Here is a 16,306-nt window from a genome sequence, read left to right as displayed (position 1 = left end):
CGCCTGATCCGTCCATGAGCGTCGCCGTCGCGCGAGCCCCGCACACCACCCGGGTGCGGGGCTCGCGCGCGCTCGCGCTCGGCCTGGGGCTCGTCGGTGCGGTCGCGCTGCTGACGCTCGTGGTCGGCCTGAGCATCGCCGTCGGCGCCAAGCCGGTCCCCCTCGGCGAGGTCTGGTCCGCCTGGCGGCAGCCCGACGGGTCCTACGTCTCGACGGTCGTCGCGTCGCGGATCCCGCGCACCCAGCTCGGGCTGCTCGTCGGGGCGGCGCTCGCCGTCGCGGGGGTCGTGATCCAGGGGCTGACCCGCAACCCCCTGGGTGATCCCGGCCTGCTGGGCGTCAACGCGGGGGCGTCGGCGTCGCTGGTCGCCACGGCCGCCGTGCTCGGCGGTGCCGCCGGGCGCTCCGTGTGGGCGGCGGTGCCGGGTGCCCTGGTGGCCGCCTTCGCCGTGTACCTCATCGGCTCCGGCGGGCGACGGGCGACGCCCGTGCGGCTCGTGCTCGCCGGCGCGGCCGTCTCCGCGGTCCTCGTGGCGGTCGTCGAGGCCATCACCCTGGCCAACCCCACCGTGTTCGACACCTACCGGTTCTGGGTGGTCGGGTCGCTCGCGGGCCGGCCCGAGTCGACCGTCGACGCCGTGCTGCCGTTCGTCGTCGTGGGCCTCCTGCTGTGCCTGGTCCTCGCCCGGCCGCTGAACGCGCTGGCGCTCGGGGACGAGGCCGCGGTCTCGCTCGGGCTGCGTGCCGGCCGGACCCGCCTGCTCGGTGCCGCCGGGGCGACCCTGCTGTGCGCCGCGGCCGTGGCCGCCGTCGGACCGGTCGCGTTCGTGGGCCTGGCCGTCCCGCACGTCGTGCGCTCGTTCACGGGTGCCGACCACCGCTGGCTCCTGCCCTACTGCCTCGTGCTCGGCCCGGTGCTGCTGCTGGTGGCCGACGTCCTCGGCCGGGTCGTGGCGCGCCCCGGTGAGCTCCCGGTCGGCGCCGTCACGGCGTTCGTCGGTGCGCCGTTCCTCATCCTCGCCGTGCGCCAGGGGCGGGTGGGCCTGTGACCTCCGTGCTGACGCTCGGGCCCGGCGTCGTCGTGCGCTGGCACCGACGCCCGGTCGTGGTCTGCGTGGCCGCGGTCGCGCTCACGCTCGGCGCCATGCTGGTCACGCTCACCGTCGGGCGGCTGGGCATCCCCCTCGCCGAGCTGCCGGCGGTCGTCGCCGGGAACGGGTCCCGGGCGCAGGACTGGGTCCTGTGGACCAACCGCCTGCCGCGCCTGCTCGTGGGCGCCGCCGCAGGGGCGGCCTTCGCCGTCTCGGGGGCGATGTTCCAGTCGGTCACCCGCAACCCCCTCGGCAGTCCGGACGTCATCGGGCTGGGCGCGGGGGCAGCCGCGGGGGCCGCGGCGGCGGGGCTCGTCTGGCCGGGCACGCTGCCGGTCCCGGTGGGTGCGCTGATCGGCGCCGGGATCGCCATCGGCGCGGTCTACCTCGGCTCGGGGGCGGGCTTCCGCGCGCCGTTGCGCATGGTCGTCGTCGGCATCGCCGTCGGTGCGATGTCGCTCGCGTTCGTGCAGCTCGCGCTCGCGCGCGCCACCCGGGAGGACGCGCAGGTCATCGCCGCCTACCTCAACGGCAGCCTGGCGGCGCGGTCGTGGTCGGAGGTGCTCCTGATCGTCGTGGCGCTCGCGGTGCTGCTCCCCGCGGCGCTCGCGCTCACCCGGCCGCTGCAGCTGGTCGAGATGGGCGACGAGGTCGCGGTCGCCGTCGGCGTGCACGCGGACCGCGTCCGCACATGGGCCGTCGTCGTCGGCGTGCTGCTGACCGCCGCCGCCGTGACCGTGAGCGGCCCGATCGCCTTCGTGGCGCTCACCGCGCCACAGATCGCGCGCCGGCTGACCCGCTCGACCGGACCGGGGATGGTCGCCGCCGCCTGCTGCGGCGCCGCGGTGCTCGTCGTCGCGGACCTGGTCGCGCAGTACGCAGTCCCCGGCATCGTCTACCCCGTGGGAGTGGTCACCGCCGCGCTCGGCGGCATCTACCTCGCGTTCCTGCTGGTCCGCGAGTGGAGGAGGAGTCCCGCGTGAACGGTTCACCGCTGCAGGCCGAGGGGCTCACCCTGGCCTACGACCAGCTCGTCGTCGCCCGGGACCTGTCGGTGCAGATCCCGCGGGCGTCCTTCACGGTGATCATCGGACCCAACGGCTGCGGCAAGTCGACGCTGCTGCGCGCGCTCGGCCGCACCCTCAAGCCGCGCGCGGGCCGGGTGCTGCTGGAAGGCACCCCCATCGCCTCGATGAAGAGCAAGGACGTGGCCCGGCGGCTCGCGCTCCTGCCGCAGAGCCCGATCGCGCCGGAGTCCATCACCGTCGGCGATCTCGTGGCGCGGGGACGGTACCCGCACCAGGGGCTGCTGCGGCAGTGGTCCGCCGCCGACGCCCGCGCCGTCGCGGACGCTCTCGACGCCACCGAGGTCGCGGACCTGCGCGACCGGTATGTGTCCGACCTGTCCGGCGGTCAGCGGCAGCGGGTCTGGCTGGCCATGGCCCTGGCGCAGCAGACCGACCTGCTGCTGCTCGACGAGCCGACGACGTTCCTCGACATCGCCCACCAGTTCGAGGTCATGGACCTGTGCGCCCGGCTGCACGAGGAGGGCCGCACGCTGGTCGCGGTGCTGCACGACCTCAACCAGGCCGCCCGGTACGCAACCCACCTGATCGCGATGAAGGACGGCGTGGTCGTCGCGCAGGGGCCCCCGGCCGACGTGGTGACCGAGGACCGCGTCCGGGACGTGTTCGGGCTCACCTGTCGGGTGGTGCCGGACCCCGAGACCGGGACGCCGATGGTCGTGCCCGCCCGCAGGGACGCGCACGTCCGGCACTAGAGAAGGACGTCCCGCACGCTGGCCAGCGGAACCCAGCGGTCCAGCACGTCCGCGGCACGCAGCGGGCCGAGGTCCAGCCCGGTGAGCTCCTCCACGTCCGCGACCGGTACCTGGAACGTGCGGAACGGGCCCAGCGCGGGGACCTCGTCGGCGGCCTGGAGCCCCGCGACCAGGGCCGACTGGTCGAGGACGAACCCGGTCGCCCGCAGCGCGTCCCCCGAGGCCCAGGCGGCGACCTTCCAGAACATCCGCGGGATCCGTACGCCACGGTAGAGCGGGTCGTCGTCGGCCAGCACCGGCCCGGTGAACACGGAGAGCCGGTTGCCCAGCGTCCGCGCGTACTCCAGCACGTGGTCCTCGAGGCCGACCCAGAGCAGCTCGCCCTGGTTGAACGCGGAGGCCTGCGGGGCGGCGTTGGGGTACGCGAACGTCTCGAAGTTGGCCCGCCGCGCGACGGCGAGGTCGCCCCAGACCGGGTCCCGACGACGCACCAGGTGCCCGCGGTCGAGGTCGTTGGCCGCGTAGAGCTCCGGTCCGGCCTGCTCCGAGGCCGGGACACGGTCGTCCAGGTGCCAGTCGTCGCCGCGCTCCAGGTCCACGAGCTGCGCGCCGTCGATGTTCACGGCGGTCGCCGCGGCGAGGCGGCGTTCGGGGTCGAGCAGCACGGTGAAGTGCGTCGACGGCAGCTCGCGGACGGTCTGTGCCGGCACCGGCAGCGGGACCGGCGGGCCGAGGAACGCCGGGTCGTACCCGGCCTCTACGGTGCTCACATGCGGACCGTACTGCTGCGCGAGGCCAGGCTGGTCGACGGCGTCGCCCCTGTCGACATCCTGGTGCGCGACGGGCGGGTCTCCGCCGTGGGCCCCGGGCTCGCGGACGGTGTCCCGTACCGCGTCACGCAGGTGGCGCTCGACGGCCGCTGGGTGATGCCGGGCCTGTGGGACGCGCACGTCCACCTGACCCAGTGGGCGCTCGCGCGGCGCCGGCTCGACGTCTCCGCGGCCACGTCCGCCGCGCACGCCGTCGCGCTCGTCGCCGCCGCACCGCCGCCGACGGCCGGGACCGCGCTCGTCGGCTTCGGGTTCCGCGACGGGCTCTGGCCCGACGTCCCGACCGCGGCACTGCTGGACGCCGCGCTGGGCGACGTGCCGGTCGTCCTCGTCTCCGCCGACCTGCACTGCGCCTGGGCCTCGACGGCGGGCCTGCGGTTCCTCGGGGTGGGCGACCACCCCACGGGGCTGCTGCGCGAGTCCGAGTGGATGCCGCTGCAGGGTGCGGTCGACCAGGTGCCGGACGCGATCGCGGACGCGCTGGTCGACGACGCCTGCGCCGCCGCCGCCGCGCGAGGCGTGGTCGGTGTGGTGGACCTCGAGATCGCCGACAACCTGGCGGTGTGGCGACGGCGGACCGCCCAGGCGCCGGCGCGGCTGCGCGTGCGCGCCGGGGTGTGGGAGGACTTCCTCGACCGCGTGCTGCGCGAGGACCTGCACACGGGCGACAGCCTGGGCGGCCCCGGCTCCCTGGTCGAGCAGGGTCCGCTGAAGGTGATCACCGACGGATCGCTCAACACCAGGACGGCCTACTGCCACGAGCCGTACGCCGGCGTGTCCGGTGCCGGCGCCTGCGGCATGCTCACCGTGCCGCCCTCCCGGCTGGTGCCCCTGATGGCGCACGCCACCCGGCACGGCCTGCGCTGCGCGGTCCACGCGATCGGGGACGCCGCGAACGCCCTGGCCCTCGACGCCTTCGCCTCGTCCGGCGCGACCGGGTCGGTCGAGCACGCGCAGCTGGTGACCTGGGACGACGTGGAACGGTTCGCGGAGCTCGGGGTGGTGGCGAGCGTGCAGCCCGAGCACGCGATGGACGACCGGGACGTCGCCGACCAGTACTGGGCCGGACGCACGGAGCGCGCCTTCGCGTTCGACGCGCTGCACCGGGCCGGCGTGCGGCTGGCCCTCGGGTCGGACGCGCCCGTGGCACCGCTCGATCCCTGGGTCGCCGCCGACGCCGCGGTCACCCGGTCCCGCGACGGCCGCGAGCCGTGGCACCCCGAGCAGGCGCTCGACCGCCGGGTCGCGCTCGAGTCCTCCGTCGACGGCCGCGGGCTCGGCGTGACCGTCGACGGGCCCGCGGACCTCGTCGTGCTCGACGCCGACCCGCTGACCGCCCCGCTGCGTGGGATGCCCGTGGCGGGCACCCTGGTCGCGGGCGGGTGGACGCATCGCACCTTCTGAGGCCGGTCCGCCAGGATGGGCGCCATGCGTGCCGTGGTGATCTCCTCGTTCGGCGTCCTCCCGACCGTCCAGGACGTCCCCGCGCCGACGTGTCCCGACGACGGGGTGGTCCTGCGGGTCACGGCCACCGGCGTCTGCCGCTCGGACTGGCACGGCTGGCAGGGGCACGACGACGACATCCACCTGCCGCACGTCCCGGGTCACGAGCTGGCGGGCGTCGTCACCGAGGTGGGGCCCCTCGTGCGGTCCTGGGCCGTGGGCGACGCGGTCACCGTGCCGTTCGTGTGCGCCTGCGGCACGTGCTCCGCCTGCGTCGCGGGGGAGCAGCAGGTGTGCGAGCGCCAGCGCCAGCCGGGGTTCACCGACGACGGGTCCTTCGCCGAGCGCGTCGCGATCCACCACGCCGACGTGAACCTGGTGCGGCTGCCGCCCGGCATGTCACCCGTCACCGCCGCGGGCCTGGGCTGCCGGTTCGCCACCGCCTACCGGGCGGTCACCGTGCACGGTCGGGCCGCCGCGGGCGAATGGGTGGCGGTGCACGGCTGCGGCGGCGTCGGCCTGTCGGCGGTGATGGTCGCCGTCGCCGCCGGTGCGCGGGTGGTCGCGGTCGACGTCTCCCTGGCCGCGCGGGACGCGGCGCTCGCGATGGGGGCGACCGCGGTGCTCGACGGGTCCGGCGACGTCGCCGCGCGGGTCCACGAGCTGACCGGCGGGGGCGCCGCGGTGTCGCTCGACGCCCTGGGCAGCCGGGCCACCGCGACCGCCTCTGTGCTGTCGCTGCGTCGCCGCGGTCGGCACGTGCAGGTCGGCCTGCTGCTCGGGGACGACACCTCACCGCCGCTCCCCATGGGCAGGGTCATCGCGTGGGAGCTCGAGGTGTACGGGAGCCACGGCATGGCCGCCCACGAGTACCCGGCGATGCTGGCCCGCATCGCGTCCGGCGAGCTCGACCCGTCGCGCCTGGTGGGCCGGACCATCGGGCTCGACGAGGCCCCTGCCGCGCTCGCGACACTGGGCGATGGGTCGAGCGGCCCGGGGATGACGGTCGTCGTCCTCTGACGCCGCCCTATCCTCGGTGCGTCTCCGTCGTCGGCTCGCGGGCCGGCGGTGCGGGGACCGGTGCGTCGTCGACCCCGGACGCCAGCACCGGGGTCGGGCCGTGCTCGGTGCTCGCAGCGTCCGCTGCCCGCACCGCGTCCGCCGCCCGGCGTCGGGCGGCGCCCCACTGCGTGAGCCCGACGCCCGCCAGGACGATCGCACCGCCCACAGGCTCGTACCAGTGCAGGCCCTCGTGGAGCACGACGACGCCGAGCGTCGTCGAGACCAGCGGGATCACGTACGTGACGCTTGCCGTGACGGTCGCGCCCGCGATCGCCAGGACCCGCCAGAACAGGACGTACGCCAGCCCGGTGCCGCCGAGCCCGAGCGCGAGCAGTGCCAGCGCCGGCGCCGGGGCCAGCTCGCCGGTCAGGGGGGTCGACACGGCGAAAGGCAGGATGACCACCGCACCCACGGCGAGCTGGATGGCAGGCAGCGCCACGTTCGTCAGGCCGGTGTCGGTGAGCCGGCGGCGGCTCCACGCGTTGCCGAGGCCGTAGCAGAACGTCGCACCCAGCAGCATGAGCCCGCCCACCAGGTCGATGGCACCCGAGTTCCAGATGCCCAGCAGCACCGCGATGCCGCCGAAGCCGATCAGCAGCCCGCCCACCTGCACGCGGTCCGGCCGCTCGCTGGGGAGCAGGAGGGCGACGAACACGGCGGTGAACAGGGGCGTCGTGGCGTTCACCAGTCCCGCGAGGACCGACGTCACCCGCTGCTCCGCGAGCGCGAACAGCACGAAGGGGATCGCCGTCATCACCGTGCCGACGATCACGAAGTCACCGAGCCGGGCCCGCTCCACCCGGACCCGCTCGCGCCGGACCAGCAGGATCGCGGCGAGCAGCACGAACCCGACCACGATGCGACCGAACGCCACCTGCGTCGGCGCGAACGACTGCAACGCCGTCGCGATGAACAGGAAGCTGCACCCCCACAGCACCGCGAGCAGCAGGTACGAACCGATCCAGCCGCGCGTCGACGAGCCGGGAGGAGTCATGCGCGCATCATGCCCGCCACTACCGACACGGACCGAGCGCTTACTCGGTGGGCGGCGGGGCTGCGGCGACGGGCTGGGCTGCGTCGACTGCGGGGTCGTGGATGGATGCCATGGCATTCGGCACTCGGGCAGCCGACCGTCAGAAGGGTGGGTCGCCGGGGTCGGGTGGTGGGGGTGGTGGGGGTCGGTGGATGGGGGCGGTGGGGGTGGTGTGTACGGGGATGGGGTGGCGGGCGTAGGTCAGGCCGTGCCGGTCGGTCCAGGTGGAGATGCCGGTGTTCTTGTCCCAGGTGACCTGCCACCAGCCCGTGGTCTTGGCCTGGTGGTGGTGCTTGCACAGCGCGTGCAGGTTCTCCAAGCAGGTCTGCGGGTCAGCGTCGTGCTCGCGTCGGGCCTGGGAGTGGGCGTGGTCGTAGGGGATGCGGTGGTCGAGCTCGCAACGGGTGGCGGGTTGGCGGCAGCCGGGGAAGGTGCAGGTGACGTCGCGGGCGATGACGGTGCGGGTCAGGTCCGCTCCGGGCCGGTAGGCGGTGGTGCCCACGGCGCAGACCTGTCCGGCGGGATCGGTGAGGACGCGGCGCCAGGTGGCGTCCTGGGCGAGCTCGCGGGCGACCTGGGCCGGGATCGGGCCGTACGACCCCAACGTGGCCGGCAGCTCGTCGACCCCGGCCAGGGTCGATGCGGCGACGGTGACTTGGATGGACACGCGGCGGCCACGCTTGCGCGGCAGCGGGGTGCCGTCCAGCGTGGCCTGGCGGTCCAGGATCGTGGTGAACACGTCGGCGAACGCGTCGGCGCGGCGTTGGTCGATCGTGCGAGGGTCACCGTCCGGGGCGCCGTGCCCGGCCAGGGCGTCGATCACGGTGAACGCCGCGGTGGCCTCGGCGGCGGGCAGGTAGGCGATCAGGCGGGCCATCGCGTCGGGGGCCAGGTCCAGGAACACCCCGCGCCGCTCGCGCTCGGTGACCCGCCGCCTCTCCGCCGCGGCCGGGTCGCTGCCGATGACGCTCGCCCGCAGGTGACGGGTCAGCTGGGCAGCGGTGAGCTCGACCGCCTGCTCGACGGCGTCCGCGACCACCGCGCGCACGGCACCCGCCTCGACCTGAGCCGCCTCGGCCAGGATCACGTCGACCTTGCGCGCGTCGATGGCGCCGGCCGCCCACGCGTCGGCCACAGCGGGATGCTGCCCGGCGCCCCAGGCGCGCAGGAACAGGTCCTGCGCGGCCCTGCGGGTGCACACCAGCGCGCACGCGAGCTCGTCGGGAACCCGTGCCAGAGCATCGACCGTGCGAGCCTCGATCTCGCGAACCACCTCCGCCTGCGCCGCCTGCGCCATCGCGATCACCTGCCCCCAGGCAGCGACCGCGTTGACCAGCGCCACGTCCGACAGGTCCGCGACAGGAACCGACCCCAGCATCGTGGCCAGCACGCCCACATCCCCGCCAGCGACCGACCGCTCGGGACGATCAGCCAGGCCCGCCACGCCGACGTCCTGGGAACCGACCGCGTCACGGACGCCCGGCACGTCATCGGGCACCGTGGTGGGGAGGTCCGAGCGAGCCGGGCGGGACCGCCAGCCCGAGTCGCGCCATGCCGGCACCGCTGCGTCGCGGGCATCGCGCGAGGCAGGGCGGGATGCCGTGTCGAGCACCTGCTCGAGAACCGTCGTCATCCGTTCCACCTCCGCGTCGTATCGAACAAGTGTACGAGCGACGGCCGACATGCGTTCCGGTTGTGCACAGGCTGGCCCGCCCAGGCACGTCGACCTCGGACGTGAGATCGATGGGACCCTTGCCCGGATAGGTCGCCAGCCGATATATATCGGCAGTGGCATTCGGGATGAGCGAGCAGGCGTACTTCGTCCTGCTGTCGCTCGCGGAGGAGCCCCGCCACGGCTACGGCGTCGTCCAGGCGGTCAAGGCGATGTCGGACGGCCGCGTCCGGCTCGGCGCGGGCACGCTCTACGGCATCCTCGACCGCCTGGTCGAGGCGGGTTACATCGAGGCGTCCGGGGAGCTCGTCGTCGACGGCCGGCTGCGCCGCTACTACCGCCTCACCCCCGACGGCCGGGCGGCCCTTGCCGCAGAGACCGCCCGACTGACCGACCTCGCCTCCCTGGCCAGGCGTGTGCTCGCCGCCCGGCCGCCGCGCGCAGCGCTCGGACCCGCCTGATGCGCGGTCTCGAACGGTCCGCCGCCTTCTGGCTGCGGGCGTACCCGCCGGCCTGGCGCGAGCAGCGCGGTGCGGAGGTCACGGCACTGCTGCTGGACCTCGCACCGGACGGCGCCCGTCGGCTGGACGCCCGCACGGCGCTGGGCCTGCTTCGTGGCGGGATCGCGGCCCGCTGCCGGCAGACTCCGCCCCTGCGGTACTACCTTCCGTACCGGCTGTTCGACCTGCGCGTCCCGGCCCAGTACCGCGAGTGGGTCCGGCGGGACATCTGCTCGCCGGGAAACGTGCGCCGCAACCTGATGGGCCGGGCGTGGCTGCTTCTCCTGCCGCTCTACAGCACCGCGGTCACCCAGGACCCGCGCGGGTTCTTGTCGATGTGGACGGTATTCGGCGTCATGGCCGTGGCGATGAGCCTGAGCGTCCGTTCGGACGCGGGGGAGCGCAGGAGGTTGCAGCACCACGCACGGCCCGCTCCGGGCGGGCCGCGGACGCTGGGCGAGTTCGTCTGGGTGCGGACGTCGCGCGTGCGGATCGCCGCGGAGCCGGGCTCGCGCGTTCTCGTCCTCCTGCTGGCCGCCGGTGCCCTGGCGTGGTCCGCGGCCGCAGTCGTCGCGCCCAGTCGGACGGGCGTGGTGCCCTGCCCGGGACAGGGGCAGTGCTTCGAGCTCGTGGCCGAGGATCGGGAGAGCTCGACGCTCCTGGTTGCCGTACTCGCCGGCGCTCTCCTGGCCGGCGTCATCCTCGCCGCCGCCGTCGCGCGCCGCCTGGCCCGCCGGCTCCCGGACAGGCCCGGCCAGCCCGCCCGCCACCTGGTCGGCCTGCCGCCCCGCGCCGGCGTCGCCATCGCGCTGTGGACCGGCCTCATCGCCACCGAGGCACTCGCCGAGGCGACCGGGGCGTGGGTCCTGTCGCTCTCGGCGGTCGCCGCGCCCGCGTGCCTGGTCCTGCTCCCGTCCGCCGTCGTCCTGTGGGCCCGTGCGACGCCCGACACCGCCTTCGTCGACCTGCGGCACGTCGCGTGGACGGGCCGACCGGTCGAGGTCGACCGCTACGACACCGAGCTGGTGCCGGCACTGGTCCAGGAGGCGCGATGAGCGTCGACCCCCGCTTCGAGCGCTCCGTCCAGTGCTGGCTCCGCGCCTACCCGCGGCGCTGGCGCTCGCAGCGGGCCGACGAGGTCACCGCCGTGCTGGCCGACCTGGCCGATCCCGGTGCGACGCGCCTGGATGCGCGGACCGCCACAGGGCTCGTGCTCGCGGGGTGGCGCACCAGGGCGCGCACGCGACCGCCGCTGCCTGCGCTCCTGGCGTACCGGATCGCCGATCGACGCCTGCCCGCGCGGTACCGCGGGTGGGTCCGCGACGACGTCGAAGGCGCACTCTTCTCCCTCCGGGCCGCCCTCGCGGCCCTGTGGGGCGTCGGTCTGGTCCTGGTGGTCCAGGCACTCGGCGCCGACGAGGTCGCCGTGCCGTGGGACCTCGTCGCAGTCTTCCTGCTGGTGGCGGTGCTCGGCATGGCCCTGCACGGACCTCGCTGGCGCCGCAAGCACGCGCGCAAGCACCTCGTCCCTGACGAGGAGGAGGAGCTCACCGCCGACTCGCTGATGTTCGGCTGGATCATGCGCGACCGGCTGACCGCGCGGCGCAGCACGGGGATGCTGACGCTCGGGCTCGCCGTCGCCGGGGTGGTGACTGCCCCCCACGCCCCGCCGGCCGTGCTCGGCGTCGCGCTCCTGACCGGCGCCCTGCTCGCGGTGCTCGCACGGCTCCGTCTGCGCAGGGTGGTCGCCGGCCGACCTCCGCAGCCCGCCCGACGCCTGGTCGGCCCGACCGTGCGGCATGTCGTGCTCACGGCCGCGGGGGTGGCGGTGGCGTCCGTCGGCACGTCCTGGCTGGGGCGTCCGGACGTCCTCTCCGTGGCGGCCCTGGCCGTACTCCCGGGGATGGTGGTGACCTGGCACGCAGCGCGATCCGGCCCCGACGACCTCGCGCTCGTCGACGTGCTGACCATCGCCGTGACCGGGGGACCTCCGCCCGTCGACACCTTCCGTGAGGGCCTCGTCCCGGCGCTGGTCTCCACCGACTGAACATGGGCGCGGGACCGCGCGGAGCACTCGCTAGAATCGCCGCGACCCCCCAGCGCCGCGCGAACACCTGGAGCCCTTTCGTGGGACGAGTCGTCGTCGATGTCATGCCGAAGCCCGAGATCCTCGACCCGCAGGGCAAGGCCGTCGCCGGCGCCCTGCCGCGCCTCGGGTTCGGCCAGTTCGCGTCCGTCCGTCAGGGCAAGCGGTTCGAGCTCGAGGTCGACGGGCCGGTGACCGAGGAGATCCTCGCCGCGGCCCGCGCGGCCGGCGAGCACGTGCTGTCCAACCCCGTGATCGAGGACGTGGTCGCGGTCTACGAGGACGTCCAGGCATGACGCGGATCGGTGTCGTCACCTTCCCCGGCACGCTCGACGACCGCGACGCCGCCCGTGCGATCCGCCTGGCGGGTGGCGAGGCCGTCAGCCTCTGGCACGGCGACGCCGACCTGCACGGCGTCGACGCGGTGGTCCTGCCCGGCGGCTTCTCCTACGGCGACTACCTGCGCGCCGGCGCCATCAGCAGGTTCGCGCCGGTGATGGGCGAGATCGTCGACGCCGCGCACAAAGGGCTGCCGGTGCTGGGCATCTGCAACGGCTTCCAGGTGCTCACGGAGGCCCACCTGCTGCCGGGCTCGATGATCAAGAACGACCACCTGCACTTCGTGTGCCGTGAGCAGGTGCTGTCGGTCGACAACGTCGACACCGCCTGGACCCGCGACTACACGGTCGGCGAGAAGATCACGATCCCGCTGAAGAACCAGGACGGGCAGTACGTCGCCGACGAGCTCACGCTCGACGAGCTCGAGGGCGAGGGCCGCGTGGTCTTCCGGTACGAGGGCTGGAACCCGAACGGGTCCCGCCGCGGCATCGCCGGCGTCTCGAACGCGGCGGGCAACGTCGTCGGCCTGATGCCGCACCCGGAGCACGCGGTCGAGGCGGGCTTCGGCCCGGACGGCGCGAACGGTCCCCGCACGGGCACCGACGGACTGCGGTTCTTCACGTCGGTCCTCACCGCGCTCGTCGGCTGACGCCTTGACGACGACGACCACGATCGAGCTCGTCGGCTGGGACGACCCGGACGCGGCGCGCCTGCGTACCGCGCAGCAGGCCGAGCTGCGCGACCTGTACGGCGACGACGACATCGGCCACGCGATGACCGGCGAGACCATCGTCGCGATGCTGCTGCTGCGGGCCGACGGCGAGGCCGTGGCGTGCGGCGCGATCCGCGACGCGTCCGACGAGCTCGGCGAGGGCGTCGGTGAGCTGAAGCGGATGTACGTGCTGCCGGCCCACCGCGGGCGGGGCCACTCCCGCGCGGTGCTGCGCGAGCTGGAGCGGCTCGCGGAGCAGAAGGGCTTCCGCCGGCTCGTCCTGGAGACCGGTGTGCTCCAGGCGTCGGCGATCGGGCTCTACCTGAGCGAGGGGTACCGCTCGATCCCGAACTTCGGCCAGTACGCGGCCGAGGCCGAGTCCCGCTGCTTCGCCAAGGACCTGGGCGGCACGACGCAGCGGCCGCCGCGCACGGGCGAGCGCCCGACGGTCACGCTCACCCGGACGCACTGGGACGACCCCGTCGCCACGGCGCTGCGGCTGGCGATGTGGCACGACATCGAGGTGCGCTACCCCGAGCTCGTCGCCCGCACGCCGGGGGGCTTCGCGGCCGACGACCCGCAACAGGGCGTCGGCGCCCTGTCCACCGTCATCGCCTGGCTGGACGGCCGGCCCGTCGGCTGCGCGACCCTGCGCGCGGCCCGCGACGGCTACCCCGCCGGCTCCGGCGAGCTGAAGAAGGTCTGGGTCGACGACGACGCCCGAGGCTCCGGTGCTGCCCGCGCCCTGCTCGCCGCCGTCGAGGACGACGCCCGCGCGCACGGCCTGACGAGCGTGGTGCTGCAGACCGGCATCCGCCAGCCGGAGGCGGTCTCGCTCTACCTGTCCGCCGGCTACCGCCCGGTCGTCCCGTTCTTCGACCCCACCGGCGACTTCCTGTCGCTGTGGATGGCCAAGGACCTCTAGGTCGCCCGCAGCCGAGCGAGCTCGGCGAACCGCATCCACTCGTCCTCGAGCGCCGCGGGCAGCGCGACCCAGTCCTTGAACTGCCGGCCGCTGTCGCCCGGCTCCCACACCGTCGCGCCGGGCAGCGCGAGCGCCTCGGCGAACGCGTCGGTGTCCCGGCCGAGCCTGACCACCAGCCGGTCGCCGCCGACGTGCCCCGCGAACATCGTCGAGCCCACCTTGAGGATCGGCCGGCCCATCATCTGCGCACGCGTGGCGCCGCGGGCCACCAGGTCGTCCGCCATCGCCTCGTAGTCCGAGTCCGCCATCACCCGAGCATGCAGCATCGGTACGACATGCCTACGGTGGCCGGACCGCGGAGTACTGGCACGCCACGGGTGGCCGCCTCACCACCGCGTTCAGCCTGGTCAAGGCCAAGGTCACCGGCGAGCGCTTCGACGGCGGCGAGAACGAGACCGTGCAGCTCTGAGCCTCACAGCGCGGCGACGATGTTCACCACCACCGCGATGATCACGGTGCCGAACAGGTAGCTGAGCAGCGCGTGGAACAGCGCGACCCGGCGCAGGGCCGAGGTCTGCAGATCCGGGTCCGAGACCGCGAAGCTCATCCCGATGGTCAGGGCGAGGTAGGCGAAGTCGGTGTACACCGGCGACTCGTCCTGGTGGAAGTCGACCCCGCCGTCCGTGCCCTCGAAGTACATCCGCGCGTAGCGCAGCGTGAAGACCGTGTTGATCGCCGCCCATGACGCGATGACGCTGCCGAGGATCGCCACGGTCGGCGACAGCTTGCCGACCTGGTGGTTGAGCAGGACGACGGCGACGCCGACGAGCGCGACGACCGCGGCCGCGAGCACGATCAGGTGCGCCCCGGCCCGGGTCGGCTCCTCGCGGGTCGCGTGGGTCGCGGTGTCGTCCGCGCCCATCGGCGTGATGACCGCCCAGGTCCAGACGACGAACACCGTGGCGACGGCGGCCCATGCGGCCAGCAGGGCGGTGACGACCGAGGACCAGGGGACGAGCGTGGCGACGAGGGCGCCCGCGACGAGGCCGACGAGCAGCCGCACCAGCGACGAGGACCAGCCGTCGTCGAGTCCCTCCGGCGGCTGCGTGGTCATGACGTCAGTCAACCGCGCCCGGGCGCCGCGGTCAGTCCGAGAGCGTGTCGAGCGCCTGCGCGAGGTCCTCGATCAGGTCGGCGGGGTCCTCGAGGCCCACCGACAGCCGGACCGTGGACTCGCCGATGCCGACCGCCGCGCGGCCGTCGGGACCGAGCTTGCGGTGCGTCGTCGTGGCGGGGTGGGTGACCAGCGACTTGGCGTCGCCCAGGTTGTTGGAGATGTCGACGACCCGCAGGGCGTCGAGCACGCCGAAGGTGACCTTCTTGGCGACGTCGGCCGTCGCGTCGTCCGGCACCACCAGGTTGAACGTGACCACCGTGCCGCCACCGGACTGCTGCGCGAGCGCGAGCGCGTGCTGCGGGTGCGAGGGCAGGTACGGGTAGCGGACGAGCGCGACGCCGGGCTGCTGCTCCAGCCAGGTCGCCACCCGCAGGGCCGACGCGGTCTGGTGGCGCACCCGCAGGGAGAGCGTCTCCAGGCCCTTGAGCAGCACCCACGCGTTGAAGGCCGACAGCGACGGACCCGTGTTGCGGATGAGCGTCTGGACGGGCCCGTGGATGTACTCGTCGCTGCCCAGGATCGCGCCGCCGAGCACGCGGCCCTGCCCGTCGATGTGCTTGGTGGCCGAGTACACGACCACGTCGGCGCCCAGCTCCAGCGGGCGGGACAGCACCGGTGTCGCGAAGACGTTGTCGACGACCACCGTCGCGCCCGCCGCGTGCGCGAGCCGACTGACGGCCGCGACGTCGACCAGGTCCTGCATCGGGTTGGACGGCGTCTCGAAGAACACGACGTCCGCGGGCGTCGCCAGCGCCTCCTGCCACTGCGCCAGCTCGTGTCCGTCGACGTAGTCGGTGGTCACACCCCACTTGGCCAGGATCTCCTCGAAGATCACGACGGTGGACCCGAACAGCGCCCGCGCGGACACGATCCGCGATCCCGACTGCACGAGGGCCGCGAGCGAGGTGAACACCGCCGACATGCCGGTGGCGGTCGCGTACGCCGCCTCGGCGCCCTCGAGCAGCCTCAGGCGCTCCTCGAAGGTGGACACGGTCGGGTTGCCGTAGCGGGAGTACAGGAACCGGTCCGCCTGGCCGGCGAAGGCGGCCTCGGCCTCGGCGGCCGTGTCGTACACGTAGCCCTGCGTGAGGAACAGCGCCTCGGACGTCTCGTTGAACTGCGAGCGCACGAGCCCGCCGCGCACGGCGAGCGTGTCGGGGCGCAGCTGGTCGTGCGGGCTGCGGCGGTCGTCCCAGTCGGCCGGGCCGGGGACGCGCCGACCGCTCGCACCTGCCGGGCTCACACCTGCCGCCAGGGCAGGCCGGCCGCGCGCCAACCCTCGTGTCCGCGGTGGCCGTCGGGTCCGACGTCGCCCTCGAAGCCGTGCAGGACGTTGTACGCCGGACCGAGGCCCGCAGCGGTCGCCGCCTGCGCGGCCGCGATCGAGCGCACGCCCGAGCGGCACAGGAACACGACGGGTCGGCCGGCCGTGACACCCGCGTCGGCGAGCTGGTCGAGGAACCGCGGGTTGGGCCGGCCGCTCGGGTACGACACCCACTCGACGAGCGCTGCCCGCCCGTCGATCGGCCCGGCGTCGGGGATGCCGACGTAGCGCCACTCGGCGTCGGTCCGCACGTCGACGAGGACGGCGTTCTCGTCGGACGTCAACAGGTCCCAGGCCTGCTCGGGGGTCAGGTCACCGGCGTAGCTCATGGA

General features: G+C 74.4%; 18 protein-coding genes. 11 read left to right on the top strand and 7 right to left on the bottom strand.

The window, feature by feature from the left end; all coding sequences use genetic code 11:
• Positions 1-14 precede the first annotated feature (14 nt).
• Genes KG102_RS14890 through KG102_RS14880 form a run of 3 tightly spaced genes read left to right on the top strand, consistent with a single transcriptional unit; the run spans position 15 to position 2,871 of the window.
• Complete coding sequence (locus KG102_RS14890; RefSeq protein WP_208288240.1) at positions 15-1,049, top strand: FecCD family ABC transporter permease; 1,035 nt, start codon at positions 15-17, stop codon at positions 1,047-1,049.
• Positions 1,046-2,074, top strand: coding sequence for a FecCD family ABC transporter permease (locus tag KG102_RS14885; protein WP_249667345.1), 1,029 nt, complete (start codon positions 1,046-1,048; stop codon positions 2,072-2,074). Before KG102_RS14890 ends, KG102_RS14885 begins: the two co-directional genes overlap by 4 nt.
• Positions 2,071-2,871 (top strand): ABC transporter ATP-binding protein, encoded by an 801-nt coding sequence (locus KG102_RS14880; protein WP_208212710.1) that lies wholly within the window; start codon positions 2,071-2,073, stop codon positions 2,869-2,871. Before KG102_RS14885 ends, KG102_RS14880 begins: the two co-directional genes overlap by 4 nt.
• Here the strand turns inward: KG102_RS14880 and KG102_RS14875 are convergent.
• Complete coding sequence (locus tag KG102_RS14875; RefSeq protein WP_208288241.1) at positions 2,868-3,641, bottom strand: DNA/RNA non-specific endonuclease; 774 nt, start codon at positions 3,639-3,641, stop codon at positions 2,868-2,870. The two genes, KG102_RS14880 and KG102_RS14875, sit on opposite strands and share 4 nt — an antisense overlap.
• On the opposite strand from KG102_RS14875, the gene KG102_RS14870 reads away from it, so the two are divergent.
• Positions 3,642-5,105, top strand: coding sequence for an amidohydrolase (locus tag KG102_RS14870; protein ID WP_208288242.1), 1,464 nt, complete (start codon positions 3,642-3,644; stop codon positions 5,103-5,105).
• A gap of 24 nt (positions 5,106-5,129) precedes the next feature.
• A complete protein-coding gene (locus KG102_RS14865) occupies positions 5,130-6,164 on the top strand; it encodes a zinc-dependent alcohol dehydrogenase family protein (RefSeq protein WP_208288243.1) in 1,035 nt (344 codons plus the stop codon).
• A 7-nt stretch (positions 6,165-6,171) separates the two neighbouring features.
• On the opposite strand, the gene KG102_RS14860 is transcribed toward KG102_RS14865, so the two are convergent.
• Both KG102_RS14860 and KG102_RS14855 read right to left on the bottom strand, forming a co-directional pair.
• Positions 6,172-7,200, bottom strand: coding sequence for a DMT family transporter (locus KG102_RS14860; protein ID WP_208288244.1), 1,029 nt, complete (start codon positions 7,198-7,200; stop codon positions 6,172-6,174).
• Positions 7,201-7,339: 139 nt separating this feature from the next.
• Positions 7,340-8,872, bottom strand: coding sequence for an HNH endonuclease signature motif containing protein (locus KG102_RS14855; protein ID WP_213362996.1), 1,533 nt, complete (start codon positions 8,870-8,872; stop codon positions 7,340-7,342).
• A gap of 167 nt (positions 8,873-9,039) precedes the next feature.
• Here KG102_RS14855 and KG102_RS14850 point away from each other — a divergent pair, with 167 nt between their 5' ends.
• The 6 genes from KG102_RS14850 (at position 9,040) to KG102_RS14825 (ending at position 13,473) form a co-directional block, all read left to right on the top strand.
• Complete coding sequence (locus KG102_RS14850; RefSeq protein ID WP_243883888.1) at positions 9,040-9,372, top strand: PadR family transcriptional regulator; 333 nt, start codon at positions 9,040-9,042, stop codon at positions 9,370-9,372.
• A complete protein-coding gene (locus KG102_RS14845) occupies positions 9,372-10,466 on the top strand; it encodes a hypothetical protein (protein ID WP_208288247.1) in 1,095 nt (364 codons plus the stop codon). Before KG102_RS14850 ends, KG102_RS14845 begins: the two co-directional genes overlap by 1 nt.
• Complete coding sequence (locus tag KG102_RS14840) at positions 10,463-11,458, top strand: hypothetical protein (protein WP_208288248.1); 996 nt, start codon at positions 10,463-10,465, stop codon at positions 11,456-11,458. Before KG102_RS14845 ends, KG102_RS14840 begins: the two co-directional genes overlap by 4 nt.
• Positions 11,459-11,538: 80 nt before the next feature.
• Positions 11,539-11,793: a phosphoribosylformylglycinamidine synthase subunit PurS gene (purS, locus tag KG102_RS14835; protein WP_208212618.1), complete on the top strand. Its 255-nt coding sequence runs from the start codon at positions 11,539-11,541 to the stop codon at positions 11,791-11,793.
• Complete coding sequence (gene purQ, locus KG102_RS14830) at positions 11,790-12,485, top strand: phosphoribosylformylglycinamidine synthase subunit PurQ (protein ID WP_208288249.1); 696 nt, start codon at positions 11,790-11,792, stop codon at positions 12,483-12,485. The genes purS and purQ overlap by 4 nt, the downstream gene beginning before the upstream one ends.
• 4 nt (positions 12,486-12,489) lie before the next feature.
• Positions 12,490-13,473, top strand: coding sequence for a GNAT family N-acetyltransferase (locus KG102_RS14825; protein WP_208288250.1), 984 nt, complete (start codon positions 12,490-12,492; stop codon positions 13,471-13,473).
• Here KG102_RS14825 and KG102_RS14820 read toward each other — a convergent pair.
• The 4 genes from KG102_RS14820 to KG102_RS14805 form a co-directional block, all read right to left on the bottom strand.
• Positions 13,470-13,781 (bottom strand): hypothetical protein, encoded by a 312-nt coding sequence (locus KG102_RS14820; protein WP_208288251.1) that lies wholly within the window; start codon positions 13,779-13,781, stop codon positions 13,470-13,472. The genes KG102_RS14825 and KG102_RS14820 overlap by 4 nt on opposite strands.
• A gap of 164 nt (positions 13,782-13,945) precedes the next feature.
• On the bottom strand, positions 13,946-14,587 hold the full coding sequence (locus KG102_RS14815) for a DUF1345 domain-containing protein (protein WP_208212614.1): 642 nt from the start codon (positions 14,585-14,587) through the stop codon (positions 13,946-13,948).
• A gap of 31 nt (positions 14,588-14,618) precedes the next feature.
• Complete coding sequence (locus KG102_RS14810; RefSeq protein WP_208288252.1) at positions 14,619-15,893, bottom strand: O-succinylhomoserine sulfhydrylase; 1,275 nt, start codon at positions 15,891-15,893, stop codon at positions 14,619-14,621.
• Positions 15,890-16,303, bottom strand: coding sequence for a rhodanese-like domain-containing protein (locus tag KG102_RS14805; protein ID WP_208212612.1), 414 nt, complete (start codon positions 16,301-16,303; stop codon positions 15,890-15,892). Before KG102_RS14805 ends, KG102_RS14810 begins: the two co-directional genes overlap by 4 nt.
• Positions 16,304-16,306: the final 3 nt, after the last annotated feature.

The sequence above is a fragment of the Cellulomonas fengjieae genome (genome assembly GCF_018388465.1).
In the GTDB taxonomy this organism is placed as follows: Bacteria; Actinomycetota; Actinomycetes; order Actinomycetales; family Cellulomonadaceae; genus Cellulomonas; species Cellulomonas fengjieae.
Note: the sequence above shows the minus strand (reverse complement) of the source record. Positions and strands in the feature narration are given on the sequence as shown.